Annotated in this window: 19 protein-coding genes and 1 tRNA gene; 7 read left to right on the plus strand and 13 right to left on the minus strand. The window is 70.5% G+C overall.

Annotated elements, in window-relative coordinates:
• Window positions 1–4 precede the first annotated feature (4 nt).
• Genes astB through AC07NB_RS00555 form a run of 4 tightly spaced genes read right to left on the minus strand, consistent with a single transcriptional unit; the run spans window position 5 to window position 5,029 of the window.
• Complete coding sequence (gene astB, locus AC07NB_RS00540; RefSeq protein ID WP_494571705.1) at window positions 5–1,342, minus strand: N-succinylarginine dihydrolase; 1,338 nt, start codon at window positions 1,340–1,342, stop codon at window positions 5–7.
• A complete protein-coding gene (gene astD / locus AC07NB_RS00545) occupies window positions 1,339–2,757 on the minus strand; it encodes a succinylglutamate-semialdehyde dehydrogenase (RefSeq protein WP_494571706.1) in 1,419 nt (472 codons plus the stop codon). The genes astB and astD overlap by 4 nt, the downstream gene beginning before the upstream one ends.
• 8 nt (window positions 2,758–2,765) lie before the next feature.
• Window positions 2,766–3,773 (minus strand): arginine N-succinyltransferase, encoded by a 1,008-nt coding sequence (locus tag AC07NB_RS00550; RefSeq protein ID WP_291832281.1) that lies wholly within the window; start codon window positions 3,771–3,773, stop codon window positions 2,766–2,768.
• Between the two features lie 5 nt (window positions 3,774–3,778).
• Window positions 3,779–5,029 carry a hydrolase gene (locus tag AC07NB_RS00555; protein WP_494571707.1) on the minus strand — a complete coding sequence of 417 codons (1,251 nt, stop codon included), beginning with the start codon at window positions 5,027–5,029 and terminating at the stop codon, window positions 3,779–3,781.
• Between the two features lie 105 nt (window positions 5,030–5,134).
• Between AC07NB_RS00555 and AC07NB_RS00560 the strand changes: the two genes are divergently transcribed.
• The gene (locus tag AC07NB_RS00560) at window positions 5,135–5,653 is read left to right on the plus strand and encodes a hypothetical protein (RefSeq protein ID WP_291832283.1); all 519 of its coding nucleotides are present in this window, start codon (window positions 5,135–5,137) and stop codon (window positions 5,651–5,653) included.
• Between the two features lie 2 nt (window positions 5,654–5,655).
• Here AC07NB_RS00560 and AC07NB_RS00565 read toward each other — a convergent pair whose 3' ends face one another.
• The 3 genes from AC07NB_RS00565 to AC07NB_RS00575 form a co-directional block, all read right to left on the minus strand.
• Window positions 5,656–9,891, minus strand: coding sequence for a translocation/assembly module TamB domain-containing protein (locus AC07NB_RS00565; RefSeq protein ID WP_494571708.1), 4,236 nt, complete (start codon window positions 9,889–9,891; stop codon window positions 5,656–5,658).
• Window positions 9,888–11,675, minus strand: a complete 1,788-nt coding sequence (locus tag AC07NB_RS00570) for an autotransporter assembly complex protein TamA (protein WP_492313510.1) — start codon at window positions 11,673–11,675, stop codon at window positions 9,888–9,890. Before AC07NB_RS00570 ends, AC07NB_RS00565 begins: the two co-directional genes overlap by 4 nt.
• 91 nt (window positions 11,676–11,766) lie before the next feature.
• Window positions 11,767–12,027, minus strand: a complete 261-nt coding sequence (locus AC07NB_RS00575) for a hypothetical protein (RefSeq protein WP_291832286.1) — start codon at window positions 12,025–12,027, stop codon at window positions 11,767–11,769.
• Between the two features lie 201 nt (window positions 12,028–12,228).
• Here AC07NB_RS00575 and AC07NB_RS00580 point away from each other — a divergent pair, with 201 nt between their 5' ends.
• Entirely contained in the window at window positions 12,229–13,962 is a 1,734-nt protein-coding gene (locus tag AC07NB_RS00580) for an ATP-binding protein (protein WP_494571709.1), read from the plus strand.
• A 3-nt stretch (window positions 13,963–13,965) separates the two neighbouring features.
• On the opposite strand, the gene AC07NB_RS00585 is transcribed toward AC07NB_RS00580, so the two are convergent.
• The gene (locus AC07NB_RS00585) at window positions 13,966–15,057 is read right to left on the minus strand and encodes a CaiB/BaiF CoA transferase family protein (RefSeq protein WP_494571710.1); all 1,092 of its coding nucleotides are present in this window, start codon (window positions 15,055–15,057) and stop codon (window positions 13,966–13,968) included.
• Between the two features lie 111 nt (window positions 15,058–15,168).
• Here AC07NB_RS00585 and AC07NB_RS00590 point away from each other — a divergent pair.
• Both AC07NB_RS00590 and AC07NB_RS00595 read left to right on the plus strand, forming a co-directional pair.
• A tRNA-Lys gene (locus AC07NB_RS00590) sits at window positions 15,169–15,245 on the plus strand.
• A 134-nt stretch (window positions 15,246–15,379) separates the two neighbouring features.
• Window positions 15,380–15,856: a hypothetical protein gene (locus AC07NB_RS00595; RefSeq protein ID WP_494572549.1), complete on the plus strand. Its 477-nt coding sequence runs from the start codon at window positions 15,380–15,382 to the stop codon at window positions 15,854–15,856.
• Between the two features lie 3 nt (window positions 15,857–15,859).
• Here the strand turns inward: AC07NB_RS00595 and AC07NB_RS00600 are convergent, their stop codons facing one another.
• Genes AC07NB_RS00600 through queA form a run of 4 tightly spaced genes read right to left on the minus strand, consistent with a single transcriptional unit; the run spans window position 15,860 to window position 18,861 of the window.
• Complete coding sequence (locus AC07NB_RS00600) at window positions 15,860–16,156, minus strand: hypothetical protein (protein WP_291832290.1); 297 nt, start codon at window positions 16,154–16,156, stop codon at window positions 15,860–15,862.
• Window positions 16,157–16,169: 13 nt separating this feature from the next.
• Window positions 16,170–17,285: a tRNA guanosine(34) transglycosylase Tgt gene (gene tgt, locus AC07NB_RS00605; RefSeq protein ID WP_494571782.1), complete on the minus strand. Its 1,116-nt coding sequence runs from the start codon at window positions 17,283–17,285 to the stop codon at window positions 16,170–16,172.
• Window positions 17,282–17,755 carry a nucleotidyltransferase family protein gene (locus AC07NB_RS00610; RefSeq protein ID WP_494571711.1) on the minus strand — a complete coding sequence of 158 codons (474 nt, stop codon included), beginning with the start codon at window positions 17,753–17,755 and terminating at the stop codon, window positions 17,282–17,284. The genes tgt and AC07NB_RS00610 overlap by 4 nt, the downstream gene beginning before the upstream one ends.
• Entirely contained in the window at window positions 17,752–18,861 is a 1,110-nt protein-coding gene (gene queA, locus AC07NB_RS00615) for a tRNA preQ1(34) S-adenosylmethionine ribosyltransferase-isomerase QueA (RefSeq protein WP_494571712.1), read from the minus strand. The genes AC07NB_RS00610 and queA overlap by 4 nt, the downstream gene beginning before the upstream one ends.
• A 123-nt stretch (window positions 18,862–18,984) precedes the next feature.
• Here queA and AC07NB_RS00620 point away from each other — a divergent pair, with 123 nt between their 5' ends.
• Window positions 18,985–19,404 carry a hypothetical protein gene (locus AC07NB_RS00620; RefSeq protein WP_494571713.1) on the plus strand — a complete coding sequence of 140 codons (420 nt, stop codon included), beginning with the start codon at window positions 18,985–18,987 and terminating at the stop codon, window positions 19,402–19,404.
• A gap of 6 nt (window positions 19,405–19,410) precedes the next feature.
• Here AC07NB_RS00620 and AC07NB_RS00625 read toward each other — a convergent pair whose 3' ends face one another.
• Window positions 19,411–20,205, minus strand: coding sequence for a phytanoyl-CoA dioxygenase family protein (locus AC07NB_RS00625; RefSeq protein WP_494571714.1), 795 nt, complete (start codon window positions 20,203–20,205; stop codon window positions 19,411–19,413).
• Between the two features lie 194 nt (window positions 20,206–20,399).
• On the opposite strand from AC07NB_RS00625, the gene AC07NB_RS00630 reads away from it, so the two are divergent.
• Window positions 20,400–20,870: a hypothetical protein gene (locus tag AC07NB_RS00630; RefSeq protein WP_494571715.1), complete on the plus strand. Its 471-nt coding sequence runs from the start codon at window positions 20,400–20,402 to the stop codon at window positions 20,868–20,870.
• Window positions 20,871–20,966: 96 nt separating this feature from the next.
• Window positions 20,967–21,413 carry a hypothetical protein gene (locus AC07NB_RS00635; protein ID WP_494571716.1) on the plus strand — a complete coding sequence of 149 codons (447 nt, stop codon included), beginning with the start codon at window positions 20,967–20,969 and terminating at the stop codon, window positions 21,411–21,413.
• The last annotated feature ends 24 nt before the right edge of the window (window positions 21,414–21,437 follow it).

Raw genomic sequence — 21,437 nt, forward strand, 5'->3', positions numbered from 1 at the left:
GCGGTCAGTCCCTCTGGAACGGATAGAAGCCGGAGCCGAGGCCGAGGATGGAGGTCAGCTCGTCCAGAGCGCCCCGGCTTTCGTCCAGCAGGGCCGGATCGGCCAGGTCGGCGACGCCGAGGCGGTCGCGGTACCAGGTCGCGCCCCAGACGCTGAGCGCGCCGTGCAGGCCCTCGGTCAGGCGCATGGCGGGATTGGTCGCGGCCAGTTCGGCGTCGTTCAGGACCACCCTGAGACGGAGGCAGGCGGGGCCGCCGCCGTTGCGCATCGACTGGCGCACATCGACGTACTCGACCTTGCCGATAGGACCGTTGGACGAGGCCACGCCTTGCGCCACCGCATGGCTGCGGGCGTTGTCGCGGGTCTCGGTCGGGCAGATCAGGGTCAGGCGATCCTCGCCCGGGATCCGCACCAGCATGGAGTTGAACAGATAGCTGGAGATGGCGTCGGCCAGCGGCAGGTCGGCGGACGAGACCTCGACGAAGATCGGCTCGAAGCCCTTTGCGGCCGAACGGATGGCGGCGTGGGTCCCGGCGGTGTCCTCGAAGGCCAGGTCGTGATGGAACAGGGTCTCCAGCGCGCCGACGCAGACCACGTCGTTGTGGAAGGTGCCGCCGGCGATGGCGGCCTTCGACTGGCGGGCGAAGACCGCGCCGGACGCGCCGTGGCGGCGGGCCAGGGCCTCGGAGGCCTCGCGCGTCTGGCGGGCGGGATAGGGGCCGGACCACGGCTCATAGGCCTCGCGGCCCCAGACCAGAAGATTGACGCCGGGCTCTCCGTGGTCGGCGCACAGGCGGACGTGGTTGGCGGCCCCCTCGTCGGCCAGATGGGAGACCGAAGGCAGGGCGTCGTGCACGGCGAAGCGGGCGGGGTCGGGGAAGAGGGCGTCCAGCGCGCGCTTCGTCTGGGCGTGCTCGAGCGAGCGGTGCAGGTTGGTGACGAGGTTGGCGGGGCTGAAGTGGACCCGGCCGTCGGCGCTGTCGGCGCTGGGCGTCACGGTGGCGGCGTTGGCCGCCCACATGGGCGAGGCCGAACTGGCGGCGGCGGCGAAGGTCGGGGCCTCCTTCCACGCCCGCTCCACCACCTGGGCGTCCGTGCCGGAGAAGCCGAGGCTGCGCAGGAAGGGCAGGTTGGGCCGCTCGTGCGGCGGCAGGACGAACTGGGGCAGGCCGAGGTCGGCCAGCCGCTTCATCTTGTCGAGACCCTGCAGGACGGCGGCGCGAGGGTTGGACTCCTGGCCCTCGTTCAGGCTGGAGGCGAGGTTGCCCGGCGACAGACCCGCATAGGAGTGGGTCGGGCCGATCAGGCCGTCGGCGTTGGCTTCGACGGCGGGGACGGTCACGCCGACAACCCCTTGATCTCGCTTTCGATGTTCTTGACCGCCTCGGCCTCGAAACTGGCGACCGGATAGGCGCAATAGTCGGCGGCGTAGTAGGCGCTCGGGCGGTGGTTGCCGCTGGCGCCGAGGCCGCCGAAGGGCATGTCGCCGGCGGCGCCGGTGGTCGGGCGGTTGAAGTTGACGACGCCCGCGCGGATGCGGCGGATGAAGCGGTCCCAGTTGGCCGGATTGTCGCTGACCAGACCGGCGGACAGGCCGTAGCGGGTGGCGTTGGCCGCCGCGATGGCCGCCTCGAAGGTCGGAACCCGGATCACCTGCAGGAAGGGGGCGAACATCTCCTCATCCAGCACGTTCAGGCCGGTCACGTCGATGATCGCGGGGCGGACGAAGGCGCCGGGCAGGTTGCCGACCGGGCCGGAGGCGCGGACCACCTTGGCCCCCAGGTCGATGCGCTGCTGCAGGGCCTGCAGGGCCGCCTGGGCCGCGCGCTCCGAGATCAGCGGACCGGCGTAGGGCTCCGTCGCGCTGTTCCAGGGGGCGAAGAGCAGGCGGTCGCTGAGGGCGGCGACGGCCTCGATGACGGCGTCGCCCTGGGGTCCTTCCGGCACGATCAGGCGACGGGCGCAGGAGCAGCGCTGGCCGGTGGTGATGAAGGCGGACTGGACCACAATTCCCGCGACAGCCTCGGCGTCGGCGGCGTCCCAGACGACCAGCGGATTGTTGCCGCCCAGCTCAAGCGCCAGGATCATATGCGGATCGTCCGCGAACTTGCGGCGGAAGTGAGCACCGGCGGCGCCGGAGCCGGTGAACATCAGGGCGTCGATGCCGCTGTCCAGCAGGGCCGCGCCCGTGTCGCGGCCGCCCTGGACGACGTTGACGACGCCGGTCGGCAGTTCGGCGGCCTCGAAGGCCTCGGCCATCAGCTGGCCGGTGAGCGGGGTCTCTTCCGACGGCTTGAAGACGACGGTGTCGCCGGCCAGCAGGGCCGGAACGATGTGGCCGTTGGGCAGGTGGCCGGGGAAGTTGAACGGGCCGAGCACGGCGGCGACGCCGTGCGGGCGGTGACGCAGGGTCGCCGAGCCGAAGGCGGTCTGGGCCGTTCGCTCGCCCGTGCGCTCGTCATAGGCGCGGATCGAGATGTCGACCTTGCCCTGCATGGCCTGAAGCTCGGTGTTGGTCTCCCACAAGGCCTTGCCGGTTTCGCGGCTGATGGCCTCGGCGATCTGAGGGGCGCGCTCTTTCAGGACCGCCTGATACCGTTTGACTGCGTCGATCCGGTCCTGACGCGGGCGGTCGGCCCAATCGGGGAAGGCGGCCCGGGCGCGGTCGGCGGCGGCCTGGACCTCGGTGGCGGAGGCGGCGGGGCCTTCCCAGACGGTTTCGCCGGTGGCGGGGTCGATGGACTGGAATACGGTCATGGGATCACTCAGGTCTTCACGCGGACCGTATCTCCGGCGCGCACCTTGAGCGCATCGGCGGTCTCGCGATTCAGGGTGGCGACGTCGCCCTCGATATGGGCGCGCTGGCGCACGGCGCGGAAGGCGCCGACGCTGTTGGTCGAGATCAGGGCGGGCAGTTCGGCCTCGACCTCGTCCGCCACGGCGACGGTCAGGGGGCGGGCGTCACGAACGGTGCGGATGTTGTCACGCTGGCACGAGACGGTCGGTCCGGCGTCGAAGATGTCGATCAGGCCGTTGGGCCGGAAGCCCTCGCTTTCCAGCAGGGCCATGGCGGGCACGCCCTGCGGGTGGACCTTGCCGATGACGGCGCGGGCGGGCTCGGGCAGCAGGTCGATGTAGATCGGGTGGCGCGGGGCCAGGTCGAGGATGAACTGCTTGTCCGTCGAGCCGGTCATGCGGTCGGCCTCGTCGAACTCCATCGGGAAGAATTTGTGGGCGACGTGGTCCCAGAAGGGGCAGGCGCCGTCGGGGGTGAAGACCCCGCGCAGCTCGGCCAGGACGTTGTCATTGAACAGTTCGGGCTCGGCGCCGATCAGCATGTAGCGCGACTGGCTGAGCAGGCGGCCCGCGCCGCCCTTGCGCCGGTCGGCCTTCAGGAACAGCGAGCCGACCTCGGTCCAGCCGGTGCATTCGTTGACCAACACCAGGGTCTTCTGTTCCAGCTTGATGCCCAGCGAGGGCGACGACTGGGCGTTGTTGACGACGCGGAAGCTGAAGAAGGGGCGCTTGAGGCCGACGGCCGCCTTGACCGAGCCGATACCGTCGACGTCGCCGGTCTCCGACTCCTCCAGCATCAGGGTGTACCAGCGCTCCTGCGGCTCCATCTTGCCGTGGAAGCTGTCGCGGCTGAGGTCGAGGCGTTCGGACAGCTGGTCCGGATCCTCGGGCAGGCTGGTGAAGCCCGGGCCGCTGAGGATGGCCAGCTCCAGCAGGAAGTCGAGATCGGCGGGGCCGGCGGGGCGGACGACGAGCATGGGGGTTACATCGTCTCCAGACGCAGGGACTTCAGTTTCAGGGCGTCGATCTCGCCCGACGCGATCTTGCACAGGATCAGGGCGCTGAGCTGGGCGCGTTCGACGAAGCTGGCGGGCCAGGCGAACTCCTGATCCGAATGGATGTCGCCGCCCAGCACGCCGAGGGTGTCGATATTGGGCAGGCCGGCGGCGTGCAGGTTGTTGCCTTCGCAGACGCCGCCCGACGGCTTCCAGGCGATGGTCTGGCCCAGAAGGGCGCCGGCATCACGCACGGCGTTGAAAAGCGCGGTCTGGGAGACGTCCATGGGTTTGGGCGCGCGGGTCATGCCGCCGTGCAGGTCCAGCGTCAGGCCGGGGAAGGGGGGCTCAGCCGCGATCTGGCGCACGGTCTCGGAGATCCAGGCCGAGGCCTGGGCGTCGGGGACGCGGACGTTGAAGCGGACCACGGCGTTGTCGGCGACGACGTTCAGAGCCCCGCCGCCGCTGATCTTGGCGACATTGACGGTGACGCCCTCGCGCTGACCGTTCAGGCCGTGCAGGCGGGCGGCGATCATGGCGGCGCCGGCGACGGCGTTGGCGCCCTCGTCGAAGGCCCGGCCCGCGTGGGCGGCCTTGCCGGTGACGATCAGGTGGTAGTTGCCGCTGCCCTTGCGTTCGCCCGCCAACGTGCCGTCGGAGAGGGCGGGCTCATAGGTCATGCCGACATGGCCGCGCGCGCCGAGCTCGGCCAGCAGGGGAGCGGAGGCGGGAGAGCCGATCTCCTCGTCCGGGCTCAGCAGGACGGTCCAGCCCACGCGCTCGCGGTCCGGATGGGTCTCGAAGGCTTCCAGCGCGGCCAGAAGCACCGAGATGCCGCCCTTCATGTCGGCGACGCCCGGCCCGTTCAGGGCTCCGTCAGCGCGGGTCACGACGGTCTGGAAGCCGCTCTCGGCCGGGAAGACGGTGTCGTAGTGGCCGGTCAGCACGACCTGCAGGGGCGCGTCCGGGCGGCAGGTGATCTTCAGGGCGTCGGCGTGGGCCTCGGCCCGCACCGAGCCGTCGTCGGCGACGGTGGTGGAGCCCTGGGTGGGGATGCGCTCGACGGCGGCGGGCAGACGGCGCGCCTCGGCCTCCAGCAGCGTCAGGACAGCGTTCAGCCCCTCGGCGTTGCGGCTGCCGGAGTTGACGTTCGCCCACGTCACGGCGCGTCCGATGATGACGGCTTCGCGCGCCGCGACATGGTCGAGCACGGTCTGATCAGAAGGCAGAATCCGCATGCGCCGGGACCCTAGACGCCCTCGGAAGAAAGGTGAAGGCGGGGACGGCTATCGACTCCCTCCGGCGGCGCGTTAGGGTCAAGCTCCATCCAGAGGAGGAAACGGATGACTGATATCTTCAAGGCAATGAACCCGACCGCGCCGTTGGCGACCGAGGAAGCCGCGCTGGGCGCCGCCAAGGTCAGCGCCGTCGGCATGGTGGTGGGCGCGGTCAACACGGCGATCGGCGGCTGGTACTCCTCAACGCCGGCCGCGCAGGAAGCGGCGGCGCGCATGGTTCATGACCTGACCGGACAGACGGCCGATCCGGCCCAGATCGCGCAGCAGTCGCAGTTCGGCATCATGATCGCGGGCGGCTTCATCGTCCTGCAGCTGATCCTGGCCTTCGTTCAGTGGCGCAAGCCGAACATCGTGCTGCCGATCCTGTTCCTGGTGCTGGTGATCTGGGCTCTGGGCGGGTCCCTGCTGGCCCTGGTCGTGCCGGCGTTCGGCGCGGCCCAGCCGCTGTGGCTGACCATCGCGATCCTGGTCCTGATGCTGATTGCCGCCGTGACCCACATCGCCGGCATCCGCGGCGCCAGCGCCCTGGACAAGATCCGGACGCGCGCCGCCGAAACCTACTAAGCCTACCGGTTCGGGCGGCGGTCTTCGGATCCGCCGCCCGGCTGCCGGCTTTGCCGGCGCCAACGGATGGACAGGCTGGCGTCGCCCTGTCCGCCGAATTTGGAGCTGACCGTCAGATTGCGGCGCACCTGCCACTCGACGTTGACCTCGGCCCCATCCTCGCCGCCGCCGATGATCTCCAGATAGACATTGTCGGTGATGTAGCGTCCGCCCGCCACGGTGATGCTGGACGCCTCGCCCCCGAAGGACAGGCGGTCCAGTCCGGCCAGCTGGCGCAGGTTCCCGATCACATCGAAGCCGCCGCCGCCCGCCAGAGCGGCCACGCCCGCCGCCAGCTGGGCCGCCTCGAAGGGCGACAGCTGGGACGCGGACCGTCCGAACAGCACCTGGGACAGGATCTCATCCTGGGGCAGGGCCGGGGTCGAGGTCAGGGCGATCTCGGGCCGCACCGCGGTGCCGGTCACGCGGATGGTGGCCGTCAGGGCCGGATCCTCGCGCGTGGCCGACAGGTTCAGCCGGATCTGGTCGGGCCGGGTCGACAGGGTGACCGAGCCGGTGTCGTCGAAGACGAACCGCTTGCCGGCGAAATCATAGTCGCCGCGGATGACCCGCGCGGTGCCGCTCAGGATCGGGCGGCCGATGGTGCCGGTGACGCGCGCATTGACGCCCATCTCCACATTCAGGCCGCGCCCGACCACATGCACGTCGCCGCCGGGCGAACGGATGGCGATGTCCATGCCGATCTGCGGGCCGCGCGGGCGGTTCTGGGCCTCTTCGGGGACGTCGCCGCCGGGGCGGTTGATCTCGACCACATCCATGCGGACGATGCCGTTGGAGCCCGGCGGGTTGGCCTCGATCCGGGCGTCGTCGATGTCGATCTGACCAGCCAGCTGGATGTTGCCGTCCTCGCCCCGGACCACGGTCAGAGGGCCGGAGGCCCGGGCCTCGGCGATGTCGTTGTCGATGATGCGGAAGCGGGTCAGGGCCAGTTCGAAGCTGGAGCCCGAGCCCTGGCGCAGGCCGATGCGGCCGTCGCCGTTGACCGTGCCGCCCGAGCCGTCGTTGGCGGTGAAGGTCTCGATCAGGGCGGTGGTGTCGTCGAACCGGCTGCTCAGGGTGACGCCTTCCAGCCGCAGGCCGACGGCGTTGTCGCGGAACGCCCCCTGCTGCAGGTCGAGACGGCCGTTGATGCGCGGTTCGTTCAGGGTGCCGCCCAGGGTGGCGTTGGCGGTCACCTGGCCCGACAAAGAGCGATCGCCGCCGAGGAACAGGTCCCAGATCGGCTGGATCTGACCGCGCATGTTGATCTTGCCCTCCATCGGCCGGGTGCGGGCGATGGCGAGCCGCAGCGGGGCCGCGGAGGCTTCCACCGGCAGGGTCAGGTCGGCGCTGGCTTCCACCGCGTTCTCGTCGGTGGCGCGGGCTTCCAGGCGAAGGGTGTTGTCGACCAGCATGGCGCTGAGCGTGCCGTCCACCGACAGGCCGCGCGGCGCGTCGATGCTGCGCAGGTTCTCCAGGCTGATGTTGGCCGAGCCGGACAGGTCATCGCCGGCGCCGCGCAGGGACAGGCGGCCCGTGACCCGGCCGCGCACGTCCGGGGCGATGGAGCCCAGCTCGACGCTGGTCAGATTGGCCTCGATGATGGCCGCACGGGAATCCTGGCGCAGTTCGCCGCTCAGGACGCCGCCGCCGACCGACAGGTCGATCCGGGCGACGCGGCCGTCGCCGGACAGGGCGACCACGGCGGGAGAACGGGTGGTGAAATCGATCTCGCGCACCGAGCCCGCGCCTTCCAGCACCACGGACTGGGCCTTGCCCTCGCGGGCGTAAACGCCCGTGCCGTTGAACGACAGCGGCGTCGGCCCGCCCACGTCGGCCTTCAGGTTGAAGGGCAGCCGGTCCAGGGTCCCGCGCCCGTCCAGGTCGAGGGTGCGGATCACATAGGGCGAACCTGCCAGACGCACATTGCGGCCGCTGACGTCGAGGATGGCCGTCTCGGCCCCGTCTCCCTCGGTCAGGCGAACGCGGCCATTGGCCTCCCCGGAGGCCAGGAAGGCGCCGGGACGGGCGGTGAAGGTCAGGTCGGCGCTGGACGGGATGCGGTTGGACAGGGCGATCGCGCCCTGGGCCGCCACGCCGCCGGCGTCGAGGTCCACGTCGGTCAGGCGGATGCGCGACCCGCCGAGGTAGAAGTTGCCGCTGGCCCGCGCGGGGCCGTAGTTCGAGCCCGCGGTCACGGCGATGCGGCCGTCCGAGGCGTCGGCGCCCTTGCGGAAGCTGAGGATCAGGTTGGCGTCGGTCAGTTTCAGCGCCCCGGCGCTGACCTGGCCGAAGGCCGCGCGCAGGTCGGCGCGGGGCTGGGCCAGGGTGCCGGTCAGGGCGCCGTCGCCGGTCATGGCTCCATCGATCTCGACCGGGCCGACGCCGAACGGGCCGCGCGCGTTCCAGTTCAGGGCCAGCCGCAGGCGGCCGTCGCCCTCGATCAGGCCGCGCGCCCCCGCCGAGCCTTGCGCTCCGGTCAGGGCGGCCCGCTCGACCTCGATGCGTCCGCCGTTCAGGGCGCCGGTCAGCTGCAGGCGGGGCGTCCCGCCCAGCAGGCGGTCCAGTTCGGCCTGTCCCGTGGCCAGACCGCGTCCGCGGCCGTCGAAGGTCAGCCGCCAGGGGGCGCCGTTCCGGGCCATGGCGGCGCTGATGGGGCCGCCGAAGGCGCCGCGGGCGTCGCGGTGGATCTTCGAGGCGTCGGTGATCCGGGCCTCGCCGCGGAAGCCGAGACCGCCGGTCAGGTCGCGGCCGCCCGAGCCGGTCAGTTCCAGCGCCTGTCCCCTGGCGTTGATCTTCTCCAGCAGGATGGCGCCGTCGGCCAGGCGCGCGGCCTCGAAGACGATGCGCGGGCGGGGGCCCAGCAGGCCGCCGATGATGCCCGCCGTCGACCCGCCGTCGGCCTGGATGTCGCCGTCCAGATCCATGCGGCCCGACTTCACCTGCACGTTCAGCGGGCCGCGCAAGCGGGCGGCCCGGTAGCTGGAGGCCTGCACCCCGACCAGATCGACCGCGCCGGCCAGGGTCCAGTTCGCGGCGTCGCCCTTGAAGACCCCGACGTAGGAGGCGGGGCCGGCGGACGGGTGGCCGATGAGGCGGTTCAGCGACGGCGTGGCGATGTCCAGCCGGACGCCGTCCCGGCTGCGGCGATCCTTGATGCTGATCTGGCCGCTGGCGTCGGAGGTGAGGTTCTCGGTGATCAGCCGCCAGGCGACGCCCTGCTGGCCGTCGCCGTCGGTGTCGGGGGAGGTGGCGAAGCCGAATTTCGCGGTGCGGCCGAGGCGCGCGATGAAGGGGGCCAGCAGGTCCGAGCCGGAGAAGTCGAAGAAGCCGCTGATCCGGGTGTTGTCCTTGCCATAGCGGCCCTTGACGGTCAGCGGGACGAAGTCTCCGGAGCGGACGACGGCGTCGACCACCTGGCCGTTGACGATGGCGCTGGCGAGGAAGGGCTGGTCCGGTGAATAGCCCAGGGCGCCCGCGATCGGGCCGCCGCGCGCCTCGACCGCCCGCAGGTTCAGCCGGGTCTCGGCCAGATCGCCGCCGAAGACGGCGTTGAGGCGCAGGTGGTCGCCCGGACGGCTCAGGCTGTTGGCGTTGACGACGGCGGACTTGGCGCCCTGGCGCGGCACATTGGCCTCGCCGGACAGGTTCCAGCGGCCGTACTCCTTGCTGAAGCCTTCCAGCAGTTCGACGTTGGCGGCGAAGCGGTCGATGTCGATGCCCAGCGCCTGCGGACCCGGCGGCGTGGTCGAGGGCTCGACCAGCGGGCGGCGGATCAGGCGGACGACGCCGGCCTCGATGTTGGTGGCGTGGAACCGGCGGGTGATCAGCGGCAGCCAGTCCCAGTCGACCCGGACGGCGCGCGCTTCCAGCCAGACGCCCTTCGCATCGGTGACGGTGACATGGTCGATGGTGAAGTCGTTGAAGATGTCGCCCTTGACCCCTTCGACGTTGATCCGGCCGTAGCGCCCGATCTTCTTGCCCGCGACGAAGCTGGTGACCAGTTCGCGGCCCGGGCCGCTGACCAGGTACATCCGCCCGCCGACCAGCACGACGACCAGCAGGGCGACCAGGGCGGCCAGGGCCATGCCGCTGAAGAAGGCGAGGGCCTGAAGGCGCGTGCGCTTGCGCCGGGCCTTCTTCGCGGGCGTGTCAGGCGCTTCGGCCGGGGTCGGTTCGGGCGGCGGGGCGTCGGTCAAAACGCCTGCCCGATGCTGACGTAGATCTGGAATTTGGCGTCGCCTTCACGCGCCGACAGCGGGAAGGCGATATCGGCGCGGATCGGGCCGAACGGCAGCTTGTAGCGCACGCCCAGACCCGCGCCGTAGCGCAGGTTGCTGAAGTTGGGCGTTTCCTGGAAGCCGACGGCGCCGGCGTCGACGAAGGCCACGGCCTGGAAGCTGCGCCACACGTCGCGGCGGATTTCCAGCGAGGTCTCGAACAGGCTCAGCCCGCCGCGCGGGGTGTTGTCGGGCAGGCGCGGGCCGACGCCCTGGTATTCATAGCCGCGCACCGATCCGCCGCCGCCGGAATAGAACAGGCGGTCCGACGGCACCGTCAGCTCGCCGCCGCCCAGGATCGAGCCCAGCCTGACCCGCCCGGCCAGCACCGTCTTGGCGTTGTCCTGCAGAGGCAGGTAGGCGGTGGCCTGGGACTCGGCGCGCAGGAACAGCACCGACTCCTCGCCGCCCACCGCGGTCGGCTGGGCCGAGACGGTCAGGCGCCAGCCCGTGGTCGGATCAAGCGGATCGTTGGAATGATCCAGATAGAAGCTGCCGCGCCCGGTCAGGATGTAGAGGTCGCGGTTGAAATTCACCGGCAGCGCGGTGAGCGGATCGAAGCGGTTCTCGTTGTAGTGGCCGATGTCGAGGCCGACGCCGTAACTGACCCAGGAGGTCTTGCCGAGGCGCTGCTGCAGGTCGGCGGCGAAGGTGGCGGCGGTGCGTTCGTAGGCGTCGGTGTCCTCGTTCACCACCGCGGCCGACAGTTTCAGCGTCAGTCCCGGATTGCGCCAGTGCGGCAGGCTGAGATCCACGCCCAGCCGGCTGTCGACGTTGGCGGCGCGGGCTTCCCAGACCAGGGTGTCGGCGCGCTTGAAGCGGTTGTGCCACGTCCAGCGCAGATCGACGCCGGAGCCTTCGGCGGTCGAGAAGGTGGCGCCCGCCTCGAGGATGCGGCGCGGACGGTCGGTCAGGGTGACGACGATGGGCCGGTTGCCCGCCGCATTGGTCTGGTCCGCCGGGGCCAGGGCCACGCCGACGCCGTCGTAGACCCCGGTCTCGAGCAGGCGGCGTTCCAGTTCCGCCACGTCTTCGGGATCGTAGACGTCGCCTTCGGACCAGGGCGCGAGGCCCGCGACCCAATCCGGATTGGTCGGGCCGCGCGTCTCCAGCCGGACGCCGTCCAGGCGCACCAGCTGGCCCGCGGCGATGTTGTAGGTGGGCTGGACGGTGAAGGCGGCATGGTCGACGACCACGCGGCGGGGTTCGGGCCGCGCGTCGGCGTAGCCGTTGCGGACAAGGCCCGAGACGATCCGGCCCTCGGCGGCGATGACGTCCACGGCGCGGCCCGCCTCGCCCGCCTTCAGCCCGATATCGTTCACGGCGGCCTGCGCCGCCTCGGCCTGCGGTTCAGGCGCGACCCAATGGACGGCGGGGTCGGCCAGCACGAAGCGTGGGCCGGGGATGACGCTGACGATGGCGATCGGGGTCTCTTCGCCCTCGACGACGTCTTCCAGGGTCGGCTGGTAGTAGCCCTCGGAGCGGAGCAGGGCCTGGGCCGCCTCCATGGCCCCGCGGGCGCGTCGGCGGGCTTCGAAGCGGTTGGCGGGCGGGCCATCGACCTCGCCCACGGCGCGGACCAGCTGCTCTCGCAGGGTTCCGTCCATGTCGCCGCGAATGTGCGCGCGAGGATCCGCGGCGGCGGCGGACGCGAAGGCCATGCCCGCCAGGCTGACAAGGAAGAGGGCGGGCCTTGGCGTCAAACTCGAACCTTCATTGAGGGCCGGTCGGCCCATAAACAGACGGCGCACTCCCGTCGTCGTCCTGCCCGCGCGGAGGCGGCTTCACCGCGCCTCAATAGAAGAGGGTTTCGCTTTCCGGCTTGACCGATTCTTCCGACGTCCGCTTCTCGGGCGGGATGGCGTTGGTGTCCGTGGGCGGCGGAGCGGTCGGGGCGACAGCCTCGGCCGGGACGCCCACGTCCTCGGCGGCCGGAGCCAGCGGCTGTTCAGCGGCCTTGTCGGCCAGGCTATCCTCCTCGGACGAGCGCGGGTCGTCGCACGCGGCGACGGCGAAGGCGCCGGTCAGGGCCAGAAGGGCGGCAAGGCGTTTCATGGTCGAAGTCTCCCCCGGGATTCGGCCTTCCAACGCGCGGGCCGTATCGCCTGTTCCATAAAGTGTTTCGGGCCAAAGCACACCTTTCGGCGCCTCCAGCCACGCTTGAGCCGTGTAGCCGCCTTGCGAGCGCCGGTCATCATGTCCGGCAACCAATAATTTCACATTTCGGTGCAACCTGAAGGTTGGGGAGACCGGCCAATGCAAGCCACCGCCTACGCCCTCGTGTCGCAAGTGCGGTACAGGGAACTCACCACCCGTATCGCCCTGGCCGCCGTGATCGGAACCACGGCCTGGTTCGTCGCGCCGGGGATATGGCCGATCGTGTGGTTCGCCGCCGTCCTGGTCAGCCAGGGCGTCGATTGGCTCACCTTCAGCCGCTACCGCCGTCATCCGGAGTGGGAGCCCGACCGGGCCTACCTGATCCTGTCGTGCGCGGTCACCGCGTTCGGCGTGGCCGTCTATTCGTCCATCGCCGCCTATCTGTGGTTCGCGGGCGGCGAGATCGGGCGGATCTTCGCCATGGTGCAGGTGGCCGGCGGCCTGCTGCACGTCAGCCTGCACATGCACCACGCCCGCGCCATCCTGGTGTCCGCCGTCGCTCCGCACGGCGTCTACTTCATGGGCCTGCCGGTGGTGACCGCCATCCTGACCGGCAGCTGGCAGCCCCTGCTGATCGCCTTCGGCTGTGTCCTGTACATGAGCCATCTGGTCGTGGCGGTCCGCCAGAGCTCGACCACCACCGGCCTGCTGCAGGCGGCCCGCGATCAGGCGCAGGAGGCGCGTCACCGGGCCGAGGAGGCCAGCGCGGCCAAGTCCGACTTCCTCGCGGTCATCAGTCACGAGATCCGCACGCCCATGAACGCGGTGATCTCGGCCGCCAACCTGCTGCGCCGGACCGATCTGGACGCGCGGCAGGCCGAGCATGTGTCAATGTTGACGGACGCCGGCGACGTGCTGATGGGCCTGCTCAACGACGTGCTCGACGTGTCCAAGATCGAGGCGGGCAAGATGGTGCTGGAGGTCGACGACATGGAGGTCCATGCGCGTCTGGCCTCGCTGACCCGCCTGTGGGAGCCCCGCGCCGCCGCGGCGGGCGTCGCCCTGATCGTCCGGATCGCCGACACGGTGCCGGACTGCGTGCGCACCGATCCGCTGCGCTTCCAGCAGATCCTGTTCAACCTGATCTCGAACGCGGTGAAGTTCACCGATCAGGGCCAGATCACCGTCACCGCCGAATGGATGAACGGCCGACTGATCGTGTCGGTGGCCGACAGCGGTTGCGGCATTCCCTCGGACCGGCTGGCGCATGTGTTCAACAGTTTTGAACAGGCCGACGCCGGCACCACCCGCCGCTACGGCGGCACCGGCCTGGGCCTGTCGATCAGCCGCCGGCTGGCCGAGATCATGGGCGGCGAGCTGACGGTGCAGAGCACGGTGGGGCAGGGCTCGACCTTCACCCTGCATCTGCCGGTCGAGGTCTCCGCGTCGCGGCCGGCGGCGGCGCTCATCGAGGCCGAGGAGACGGGCTCGCTGGAGGGACGTTCGATCCTGGCCGCCGACGACCACGAGGTGAACCGCCGCATCCTCAAGCTGTTGCTGGAGCCGCACGGCTGTCGCCTGACGCTGGTCGAGAACGGCGCCGAGGCGCTGGAGATCGCGTCCGTGGAACGGTTTGACGCCATCCTGATGGACATGCAGATGCCGGTGATGGACGGGCTGGAGGCCACGCGGCGCATCCGCCTGACCAGCGCCGCCAACGCCGGGACCCCGATCATCGCCCTGACCGCCAATGCGCTGGATGTGCATCGCCAGGCGTGGGAAGCGGCGGGCGTCCACGCCTTCCTGACCAAGCCGATCGACCCCGTCGTCCTGGCCCGGACCCTTGCGGCGGCCTGCATCGTCTCGGCCGAGGCCCGGTCCGAGGTCGCCTGAGCCTTAGGCCCAGCGCGACAGGGCCTCGTCCAGCGACAGGGCCGGAGGCTGGGCTTCCGGCGTCGCCTGACCGTCGAACCGGGGCGCGGGCGCGGGCTGGACGACGCCCTGATCGACGAAGGTTCCGCGCGCCGCGTTGTGCGGATGGGCGGGCGCCTCGCCCAGGGTCAGCACCGGGGTGACGCAGGCGTCCGTACCCTCGAAATGCACGGCCCAGTCGTCGCGGTCGCGCGTGGCGAACAGGGCCTCGAACCGGGCGTGCAGGGCGGGCCAGTTCGCCATGTCGAACTGCGGCGCCTCATCCGCCGTCAGCCCCAGGCCGGCGATCAGGGCGGCGTAGAATTGCGGCTCCAGCGCGCCGACGGCCACGAACTTCCCGTCCCTGCAGGTGAAGCAGCGATAGAAGGGTGCGCCGCCGTCCAGCAGGTTGGCCCCGCGCGCATCGCTCCACAGGCCGCGCGGGCGGAAGGCGTGGAACAGGCCGGTCAGCAGCGCCGAGCCGTCGGTCATGGCGGCGTCGACCACCCGGCCCCTGCCGGTCGTCTTCGCCTTCAGCAGGGCCGCCAGCACCCCGGCGACGAGGAACATTGCCCCGCCGCCGTAGTCGCCGACCAGGTTCAGCGGCGCGCGTGGCGGGCGATCCGGCTCGCCCATCGGGTGCAGGGCGCCCGACAGCGCGATGTAGTTGATGTCGTGGCCGACCCTGTCCGCCATCGGTCCGGTCTGGCCCCAGCCGGTCACCCGTCCGAACACCAGCCGGGGATTGCGCGCCGCCACCGCGTCGGGTCCGAGGCCCAGCCGCTCCATCACCCCGGGGCGGAACCCCTCGATCAGGGCGTCGGCGCCGTCGATCAGGCCGAGGACGCGGGCGTGGTCCGCCGGGTCCTTGAGATTGACGCCCACCGCCGCCCGGCCCCGGTGCAGCACCTCGCCGCCGACGTCGCTGAACACCGCGGCGCCCGCCGAGGCGCTGCGGGTCAGGCGCAGCACTTCCGCCCCCATGTCGGCCAGGACCATGCCCGCGAAGGTCACGGGTCCGAGGCCGTCGAATTCGAGGATGCGCACGCTGGCGAGCGGTTTTGCAGGGGTTGTCATGGCCCTTGCCTAGCCGGTCCGCGACGAACCTGTCGAGGCACGCTTGACCCGGAGGCCGCTATGTTGGAAAAGCCGCGCCTCCGGATTCGCAGACGCGGCCGGAGACGATGTGCGTCCTTAGCTCAGTTGGTTAGAGCATCTGACTTTTAATCAGAGGGTCCTCGGTTCGAGCCCGAGAGGACGTACCATCATCTTTTCCCGACATCGCGGTGCTTTCGTCAGGTCTCCGGGCGTGATTGAAGGACGCATGCGCCGTCTCGTCCTGCTTCTCCCCGTCCTCGCTCTCTTCCCAGCTTTGGCAGCCTGCGGAGGCGGGCAGGCCATGCGCGATTTCGGCTCCGGGCTGGGGGCGGCGGCGACCGCGCCGCTGGACGATTTCAACCTGCGCCGGGAGTATATCCCGACCGTCCTGCTGCAGGCCGAGGCCAATCCCTATGACCTGCGCAATCTCAATCAGTGCAGCACCATCGGGGCCGAGATCGCGCGGCTGAACGAGGCGCTGGGGGCGGATACGGACGAGCCGCCGGCGCCGGACAATCCCTATCTCAGCGAGCGGGCGGCGGATGCGGCGTCCAAGGGCGCGCTGGATGCGATCCGCGACGCGACGACCGACTTCATTCCCGGGCGGGCGTGGATCCGACGCCTCAGCGGGGCCGAGCGGCATCGGCTGCACGTTCAGTCGGCGGTGCAGGCCGGGCGGATGCGCCGGGCCTTCCTGAAGGGGATCGGCATGCAGCGGAACTGCGCCCCGCCCGCGGCGCCCAGCTGGTTCCGGCCGCGGGGCGGCAGCCGGCGGTAGGTGTCAGCGTCGGGGCTTGTCGCTGCGGTCGCCCCGGATTTCGACCCGGCCGTCCTTGGTGAAGGCCTCGAACGACGGCTTGTCGATGTTCCGGAACTCGCCGGTCCGGTCCCAATCCCAGTCGAAGGAGATGAGTTCGCCCTTGTGCGCGAACTTGCCCGACCAGTGGGCGAAGAACGAATATTTGTCGCCGCCGATGATGATCACGTGCCGATGGAGCGCGCGCTCGTTGCCCTCGGGGCGGGGCGGCTCTTCCAGATAGGTGTTGTAGGCGTGGAAGCCGGACTTCTCGATCCTCATGTCGGGCGCTCCGCTAGTTCGACGTGTGCCGGGCGTGGAAGTCCTTGCGGAACTGGTCGAAGCGGCCTTCGGCGATGGCGGCGCGCATGGCGGCGGTCAGAGCCTGGAAGAAGGCGATGTTGTGCCAGCTGAGCAGGATCTTGCCGAGGATCTCGTCCGCCCGGATCAGGTGGTGCAGATAGGCCTTGGAATAGTTCTGCGAGGCTGGACAGGGGACCTCAGGGTCCAGCGGGTCCTGATCCTCGGCGAAGCGGGCGTTCTTCAGGTTGATCGGGCCGTTCCAGGTCCAGGCCTGGCCGTGACGGCCGGCGCGAGTGGGCAGGACGCAGTCGAACATGTCGACGCCGCGCCACACCGCCTCGACCAGATCGACCGGCTTGCCGACGCCCATCAGATAGCGGGGGCGGTCGGCGGGCAGCATCTCGGGCGCATAGTCCAGCACCTCGCACATGGCCTTATGGCCCTCGCCGACGGCCAGGCCGCCGATGGCGTAGCCGTCGAAGCCGATCTCGCGCAGCCGCTCGGACGACTCCTTGCGCAGGTTCTGGAAGGTCGAGCCCTGCTGGATGCCGAACAGGGCCTGCGCATCCCGCGTACCGAAGGCGGTCTTGGAACGCTGGGCCCAGCGGGCGGACAGCTCCATGCCCTCGCGGGCGCGCTTCTCCTCGGCGGGCCAGGCGACGCATTCGTCCAGCTGCATGACGATGTCCGAGCCGATGCGGTCGGCCTGGATCTCGATGGACCGCTCGGGCGTCAGGACGTGCTTTGACCCGTCGATATGGCTGGAGAAGGTCACGGCCTCCTCGGTCAGCTTGGAGATGCCCGACAGGGACATGACCTGGAACCCGCCGCTGTCGGTCAGGATCGGCTTGTCCCAGCCCATGAATTTGTGAAGCCCGCCGAGGCGCTCCATCCGCTCCGGGCCGGGGCGCAGCATCAGGTGGTAGGTGTTGCCCAGCAGGATGTCCGCGCCGGTCTGCCTGACCTGATCGACGGTCAGCGCCTTGACCGTGGCGGCGGTGCCGACGGGCATGAAGGCGGGGGTGCGGATGTCGCCGCGCGGGGTCTTCAGCACGCCGGTGCGGGCGCGGCCGTCGGTCTTGGAAATCTCAAACGGGAAGGTCATCAGTCGGTCAGCTTGTCCAGCGCCTCGGCGCGCTGCAGGTCCTTGGGGCGGCCGAAGCGGCGCGCCATCTGGGCCTGCTCGGAAGTTCGGGCGGTGGGGATGTGGCGATCCAGGACCGGGCGGTCAACGCGGGTCCGGAAGGCGACGGGGGTCCAGCCCTCGTCGGTCCTGACCTCCAGTCCGACCATGATCTCGATCGGCACGGGCGTGCCGTCGATCCGGGCCAGCAGGCGGGAGCGGAAGCGGTCCTGACCCGCCGGGGTGATGATGCGGCCGCCGAAGGCGTCGATCAGGTCGTAGGCGGTCTCTTCGGAGGCCAGCACGTCGATGTCGGGGACGGGCCAGTCGGGCAGGCCGGACAGGGCCATGGCCGCGCCGCCGAAGACGATCCAGTCGTTGCGGAGCTCCAGCGCCTCGGCCGTGGCGGCCAGCATCTCGAGACTCTGAATCAGGGGACGGGGGAGGGTGGTCATGAGGCGGTCTCGCGGATCAGCAGACTGCCGTCGCCGTAGGAATAGAAGCGGTAGCCGGTGTTGATGGCGTGGGCGTAGGCGGCCTTCATGGTCTCCAGCCCGGCGAAGGCGCTGACCAGCATGAACAGGGTCGACTTCGGCAGGTGGAAATTGGTCATCAGCACGTCCACCGCGCGGAAGCGGTAGCCGGGGGTGATGAAGATGGCGGTGTCGCCGTGGAACGGCTTCACGACGCCGTCCTGATCCGTCGCGCTTTCCAGCAGGCGCAGGGAGGTGGTGCCGATGCAGACGATGCGCCCGCCGGAGGCATGGACGGCGTTCAGGGCCTCGGCGGTCCCGGCCGAGACCTCGCCCCATTCGCTGTGCATCTTGTGATCGGCGGTGTCGTCGGCCTTGACCGGCAGGAAGGTGCCGGCGCCGACGTGCAGGGTCACGGCGTGGGTCGAGACGCCCTTCGCCCGGATCGCGTCGAGCAGGGCGGGGGTGAAGTGCAGGCCCGCCGTCGGCGCGGCGACCGAGCCGTCATGCTCGGCGAAGACGGTCTGATAGTCTGAACGGTCGCGGTCGTCCTCCGCCCGCTTGGCGGCGATATAGGGCGGCAGGGGCATGACCCCGACATCGCGGATGGCGTCGTCCAGCGCCGGGCCTGACAGGTCGAACTTCAGCACCACCAGCCCGTCCTCGCCCTTGTCGGCGACGGTGGCGTCGAGGCGGCCCAGTTCGCAGGCGCCGTCGTGGACCTGGCCGAAGCGGATGCGGTCGCCCGCCTTGATCCGCTTGCCGGGCTTCATGAAGGCCGACCAGACATCCGGCGCGTCGCGATGGTGCAGGGTGGCCTCGACCTCGACGGTCAGGGTCTCGCCGTCCGGTCCCCCTGTCACGGGGTTTGGACGCTGGCGCACGCCCGACAGCCGCGCCGGGATCACCCGGGTGTCGTTGAACACCAGGGCGTCGCCGGGGCGCAGGAAGTCCGGCAGATCGCGGATGATCCGGTCCTCCAGCCCGCCGCCGCGCACCACCAGCAGGCGCGCGGAATCGCGCGGCTCCGCGGGGCGCAGCGCGATGTGGTCATCGGGCAGGTCGAAGTCGAAATCAGCGGTCTTCATCAGGCGGCGCAAAGGCCACGCGTCTGCGGCGGGGTCAAGGCGGTGGTCCCCGCCTGCGGGCGGCGTCTGGCTGAGACCATCTGTCCGGCAGACCCGGCGCGGGCGGTCGGGCATGATCGGGGCATGAAAATCCTGACCAGCCTCGCCGTCACCGCCCTCGGCCTCGCCGTCGCCGCCTGTGACATCGACACCTCCGCCCTGCAGGAGGTTCAGGATCGGGCCGCCCAGGCCCAGGCGACGGCGGAAGAGATCAACACCCGCTCGGCCCAGGCGCAGCAGATCCTTGAAGATCCGGCGGCGGCGCTGCGGGCCACCATCGGCGCGACCCTGTCGAAGACCGCGACGGACCAGCCGGGGATCTATGTGCTGACCGACCTGCAGACGGGCTGCCAGTTCCTGGGCACCTATGCGGCGGACGGAACCACGGTCAGCTCCATCGCCCCGCGCGTCGAGGCCGCGCCCGGCGGCGGAACGCGCCAGCGCTGCATCGCCATTCCCGGCGCCGGCCGCTCCGGCGAGGGAGAAGCCGGCGCCGAGGGCTGAAGCTCCCTAGCCGTCCATCAAGGCGTCGGCGATCGCCTGGCCGACCGGCGCGTGAGGATCGACGCCTCCGTCGGGCCAGTCTGACGGCAGCAGCGGCGGCTGGGCCATGAAGCGGGGAGCGGTCCCGCGGTGCGGTTGGGCCGAGTGCGCCAGAAACGGGTGGCACAGGTAAACCGTGCCGGCGGGGCCGGCGGCCGACATCTCCGATCCGTCGCCCGGGCCGCCGAAGTCCCGGGCCGCCAGTTCGCCCAGCGTCAGTCCCGCTTCCCCGGCAGGGGCGAGCAGTCTGGCGACCCGGCGGTGCGAGCCGGGGCGGATGCGGGTCGGGGCGTCGGCTTCGCCGACATCGGAGAACAGGAACAGCATCAGCAGCGCCCGGCCCCTGGACCGGATGTTCGCCCGCCAGTTCAGGAAGTTCGGGTCATCGGTCCCGAAGCTGACGTCGATGTGCCAGCCCGCGTCGCCAGGATCTTTCGGCGACGGGAAACGGACCGGGAAGGTCCCCATGGCCCGGCAGGGGCGCCAGCGGCCCGGTCCGACCAATTGATCGAAGGCGGCGTGGAGCACCGGCGTGTTGGCGGCCTCGATGAAGGGCGGCTGGCTGTACATGCCCAGGCGCATGACCGGATGCGTCCAGGTGTCGGGTCTGTCGGGCTCAAGGCCGAGGTCGCGCCACAGGACGGCGCGCGCCTGTTCGGCGACATCGGTGGGGAAGGCGTCATCGATACGGACGACGCCGTCGGTGATGAATTGATCGATCTGCGCACGCGTCAGGGCGCGCGGGGAGGCGGGAGGAGTCATGATCATCTTTCGCAACAGACATCGCCCCGGCGTGGCCAGGGGCGAAACAGAGGTTCGGCGGCGGCCCTCAGGCCAGCGGGAAGCCGAACGCGGTCGTGCGAATGAACATCGTCATGGCCGGAAAACTGAGGCGCCCGGCGCGATGGCGCAAGCGCGACCGTGAACCGTAAGCGTCCGGACGGTGTTGGGGCGGGATGAAAACCACCGAACTCCTGCCTTCCGCCCTGATCGGCGCCGTCGCCAGCGCCCGGTCGATGACGCCTATGGCCGCCCTCGCCGGGGCCCATCTGGCGCACCGCAGGACGCCGGGCCGGCTGCGGCTGTTGACCCATCCGCTTTTCACGGCGGGCGCCTTGGCCATGGGCGTGGGCGAATTGTTCGGGGACAAGATGAAGTCGGCGCCGGACCGCACCGTCTTCCTTGGCCTGTTGGCCCGGGTGATGAGCGCCGGCATCGCGGGCTCAGCCCTGGCGCCGAGGGGGCGGGAGCGGGCGGGGGCGATTGTCGCCGTGCTGACGGCCGTGCCTTTGGCCTATCTGACTCTGGCGGGCCGCAAGACGGCGATGCGTCGGATCGGCCAGACGAGGAGCGGGTTGATCGAGGATGCGCTGGTCGTGGCTTCGGGGCTGGCGGTGGTGGTCGGGACGGTGCGGCGACGGCGCTGAAGGGGCCCGACTTCAGAGATTACGGCGGCGCCGCGCCGACTGAAGATCGTCTTTACCCATAGCCTCTAGGGTCGGTGAGGCGACGGGGAGGCGAGCATGAGTTTCGGCAGGCGGACCACGGCGCCGGCAGGTGCTGTCGCATCAAGGCCGGTGGCGGAGGCGCCCAGAACCCGGCGCGGCGGATACTGGCTCGGCCTGCTGGCGAATGCGGTGGTGGCGATCCTGACGATGGCCGTCATGCCGTTCATCTCGCAGTTCAAGCTGAACGGCGCCCGGATCGAGACGCTGATCGTGGTGGGCGGGATCGCGATCCTGAACGTGGTCGCCGTCGCCGCCGTGATCACCCTGCTGGTCGACTTCGCCCTGCGCGGGCTGGGCTGGCGCAAGCCGTGGATCTACGCGCTCGTCTGCGCAGCGGTGGTGTTCGCCTTCTACCTGGCGATGACCCTCGCCGGAGGATCGATCAATCCGATCTTCGCCCTGTATGTCGCCGTCTGGCCGGCGGCGGTCGGCGGATGGGTCATGGGCCTGTATCGGCGCTGAGATCGGGTCTGTCGTTGACCGCAC

The sequence above is a fragment of the Brevundimonas sp. GW821-FHT09G01 genome (assembly GCF_059416065.1).

Excerpts from the sequence above, each read along its gene's own strand:
- astD (WP_494571706.1), bottom strand. The coding sequence starts at position 2,757 with ATGACCGTATTCCAGTCCATCGACCCCGCCACCGGCGAAACCGTCTGG.
- AC07NB_RS00550 (WP_291832281.1), bottom strand. The coding sequence starts at position 3,773 with ATGCTCGTCGTCCGCCCCGCCGGCCCCGCCGATCTCGACTTCCTGCTG.
- AC07NB_RS00555 (WP_494571707.1), bottom strand. The coding sequence starts at position 5,029 with ATGCGGATTCTGCCTTCTGATCAGACCGTGCTCGACCATGTCGCGGCG.
- AC07NB_RS00560 (WP_291832283.1), top strand. The coding sequence starts at position 5,135 with ATGACTGATATCTTCAAGGCAATGAACCCGACCGCGCCGTTGGCGACC.
- AC07NB_RS00575 (WP_291832286.1), bottom strand. The coding sequence starts at position 12,027 with ATGAAACGCCTTGCCGCCCTTCTGGCCCTGACCGGCGCCTTCGCCGTC.
- AC07NB_RS00580 (WP_494571709.1), top strand. The coding sequence starts at position 12,229 with ATGCAAGCCACCGCCTACGCCCTCGTGTCGCAAGTGCGGTACAGGGAA.
- AC07NB_RS00585 (WP_494571710.1), bottom strand. The coding sequence starts at position 15,057 with ATGACAACCCCTGCAAAACCGCTCGCCAGCGTGCGCATCCTCGAATTC.
- AC07NB_RS00595 (WP_494572549.1), top strand. The coding sequence starts at position 15,380 with ATGCGCGATTTCGGCTCCGGGCTGGGGGCGGCGGCGACCGCGCCGCTG.
- AC07NB_RS00600 (WP_291832290.1), bottom strand. The coding sequence starts at position 16,156 with ATGAGGATCGAGAAGTCCGGCTTCCACGCCTACAACACCTATCTGGAA.
- AC07NB_RS00610 (WP_494571711.1), bottom strand. The coding sequence starts at position 17,755 with ATGACCACCCTCCCCCGTCCCCTGATTCAGAGTCTCGAGATGCTGGCC.
- queA (WP_494571712.1), bottom strand. The coding sequence starts at position 18,861 with ATGAAGACCGCTGATTTCGACTTCGACCTGCCCGATGACCACATCGCG.
- AC07NB_RS00620 (WP_494571713.1), top strand. The coding sequence starts at position 18,985 with ATGAAAATCCTGACCAGCCTCGCCGTCACCGCCCTCGGCCTCGCCGTC.
- AC07NB_RS00625 (WP_494571714.1), bottom strand. The coding sequence starts at position 20,205 with ATGACTCCTCCCGCCTCCCCGCGCGCCCTGACGCGTGCGCAGATCGAT.
- AC07NB_RS00630 (WP_494571715.1), top strand. The coding sequence starts at position 20,400 with ATGAAAACCACCGAACTCCTGCCTTCCGCCCTGATCGGCGCCGTCGCC.
- AC07NB_RS00635 (WP_494571716.1), top strand. The coding sequence starts at position 20,967 with ATGAGTTTCGGCAGGCGGACCACGGCGCCGGCAGGTGCTGTCGCATCA.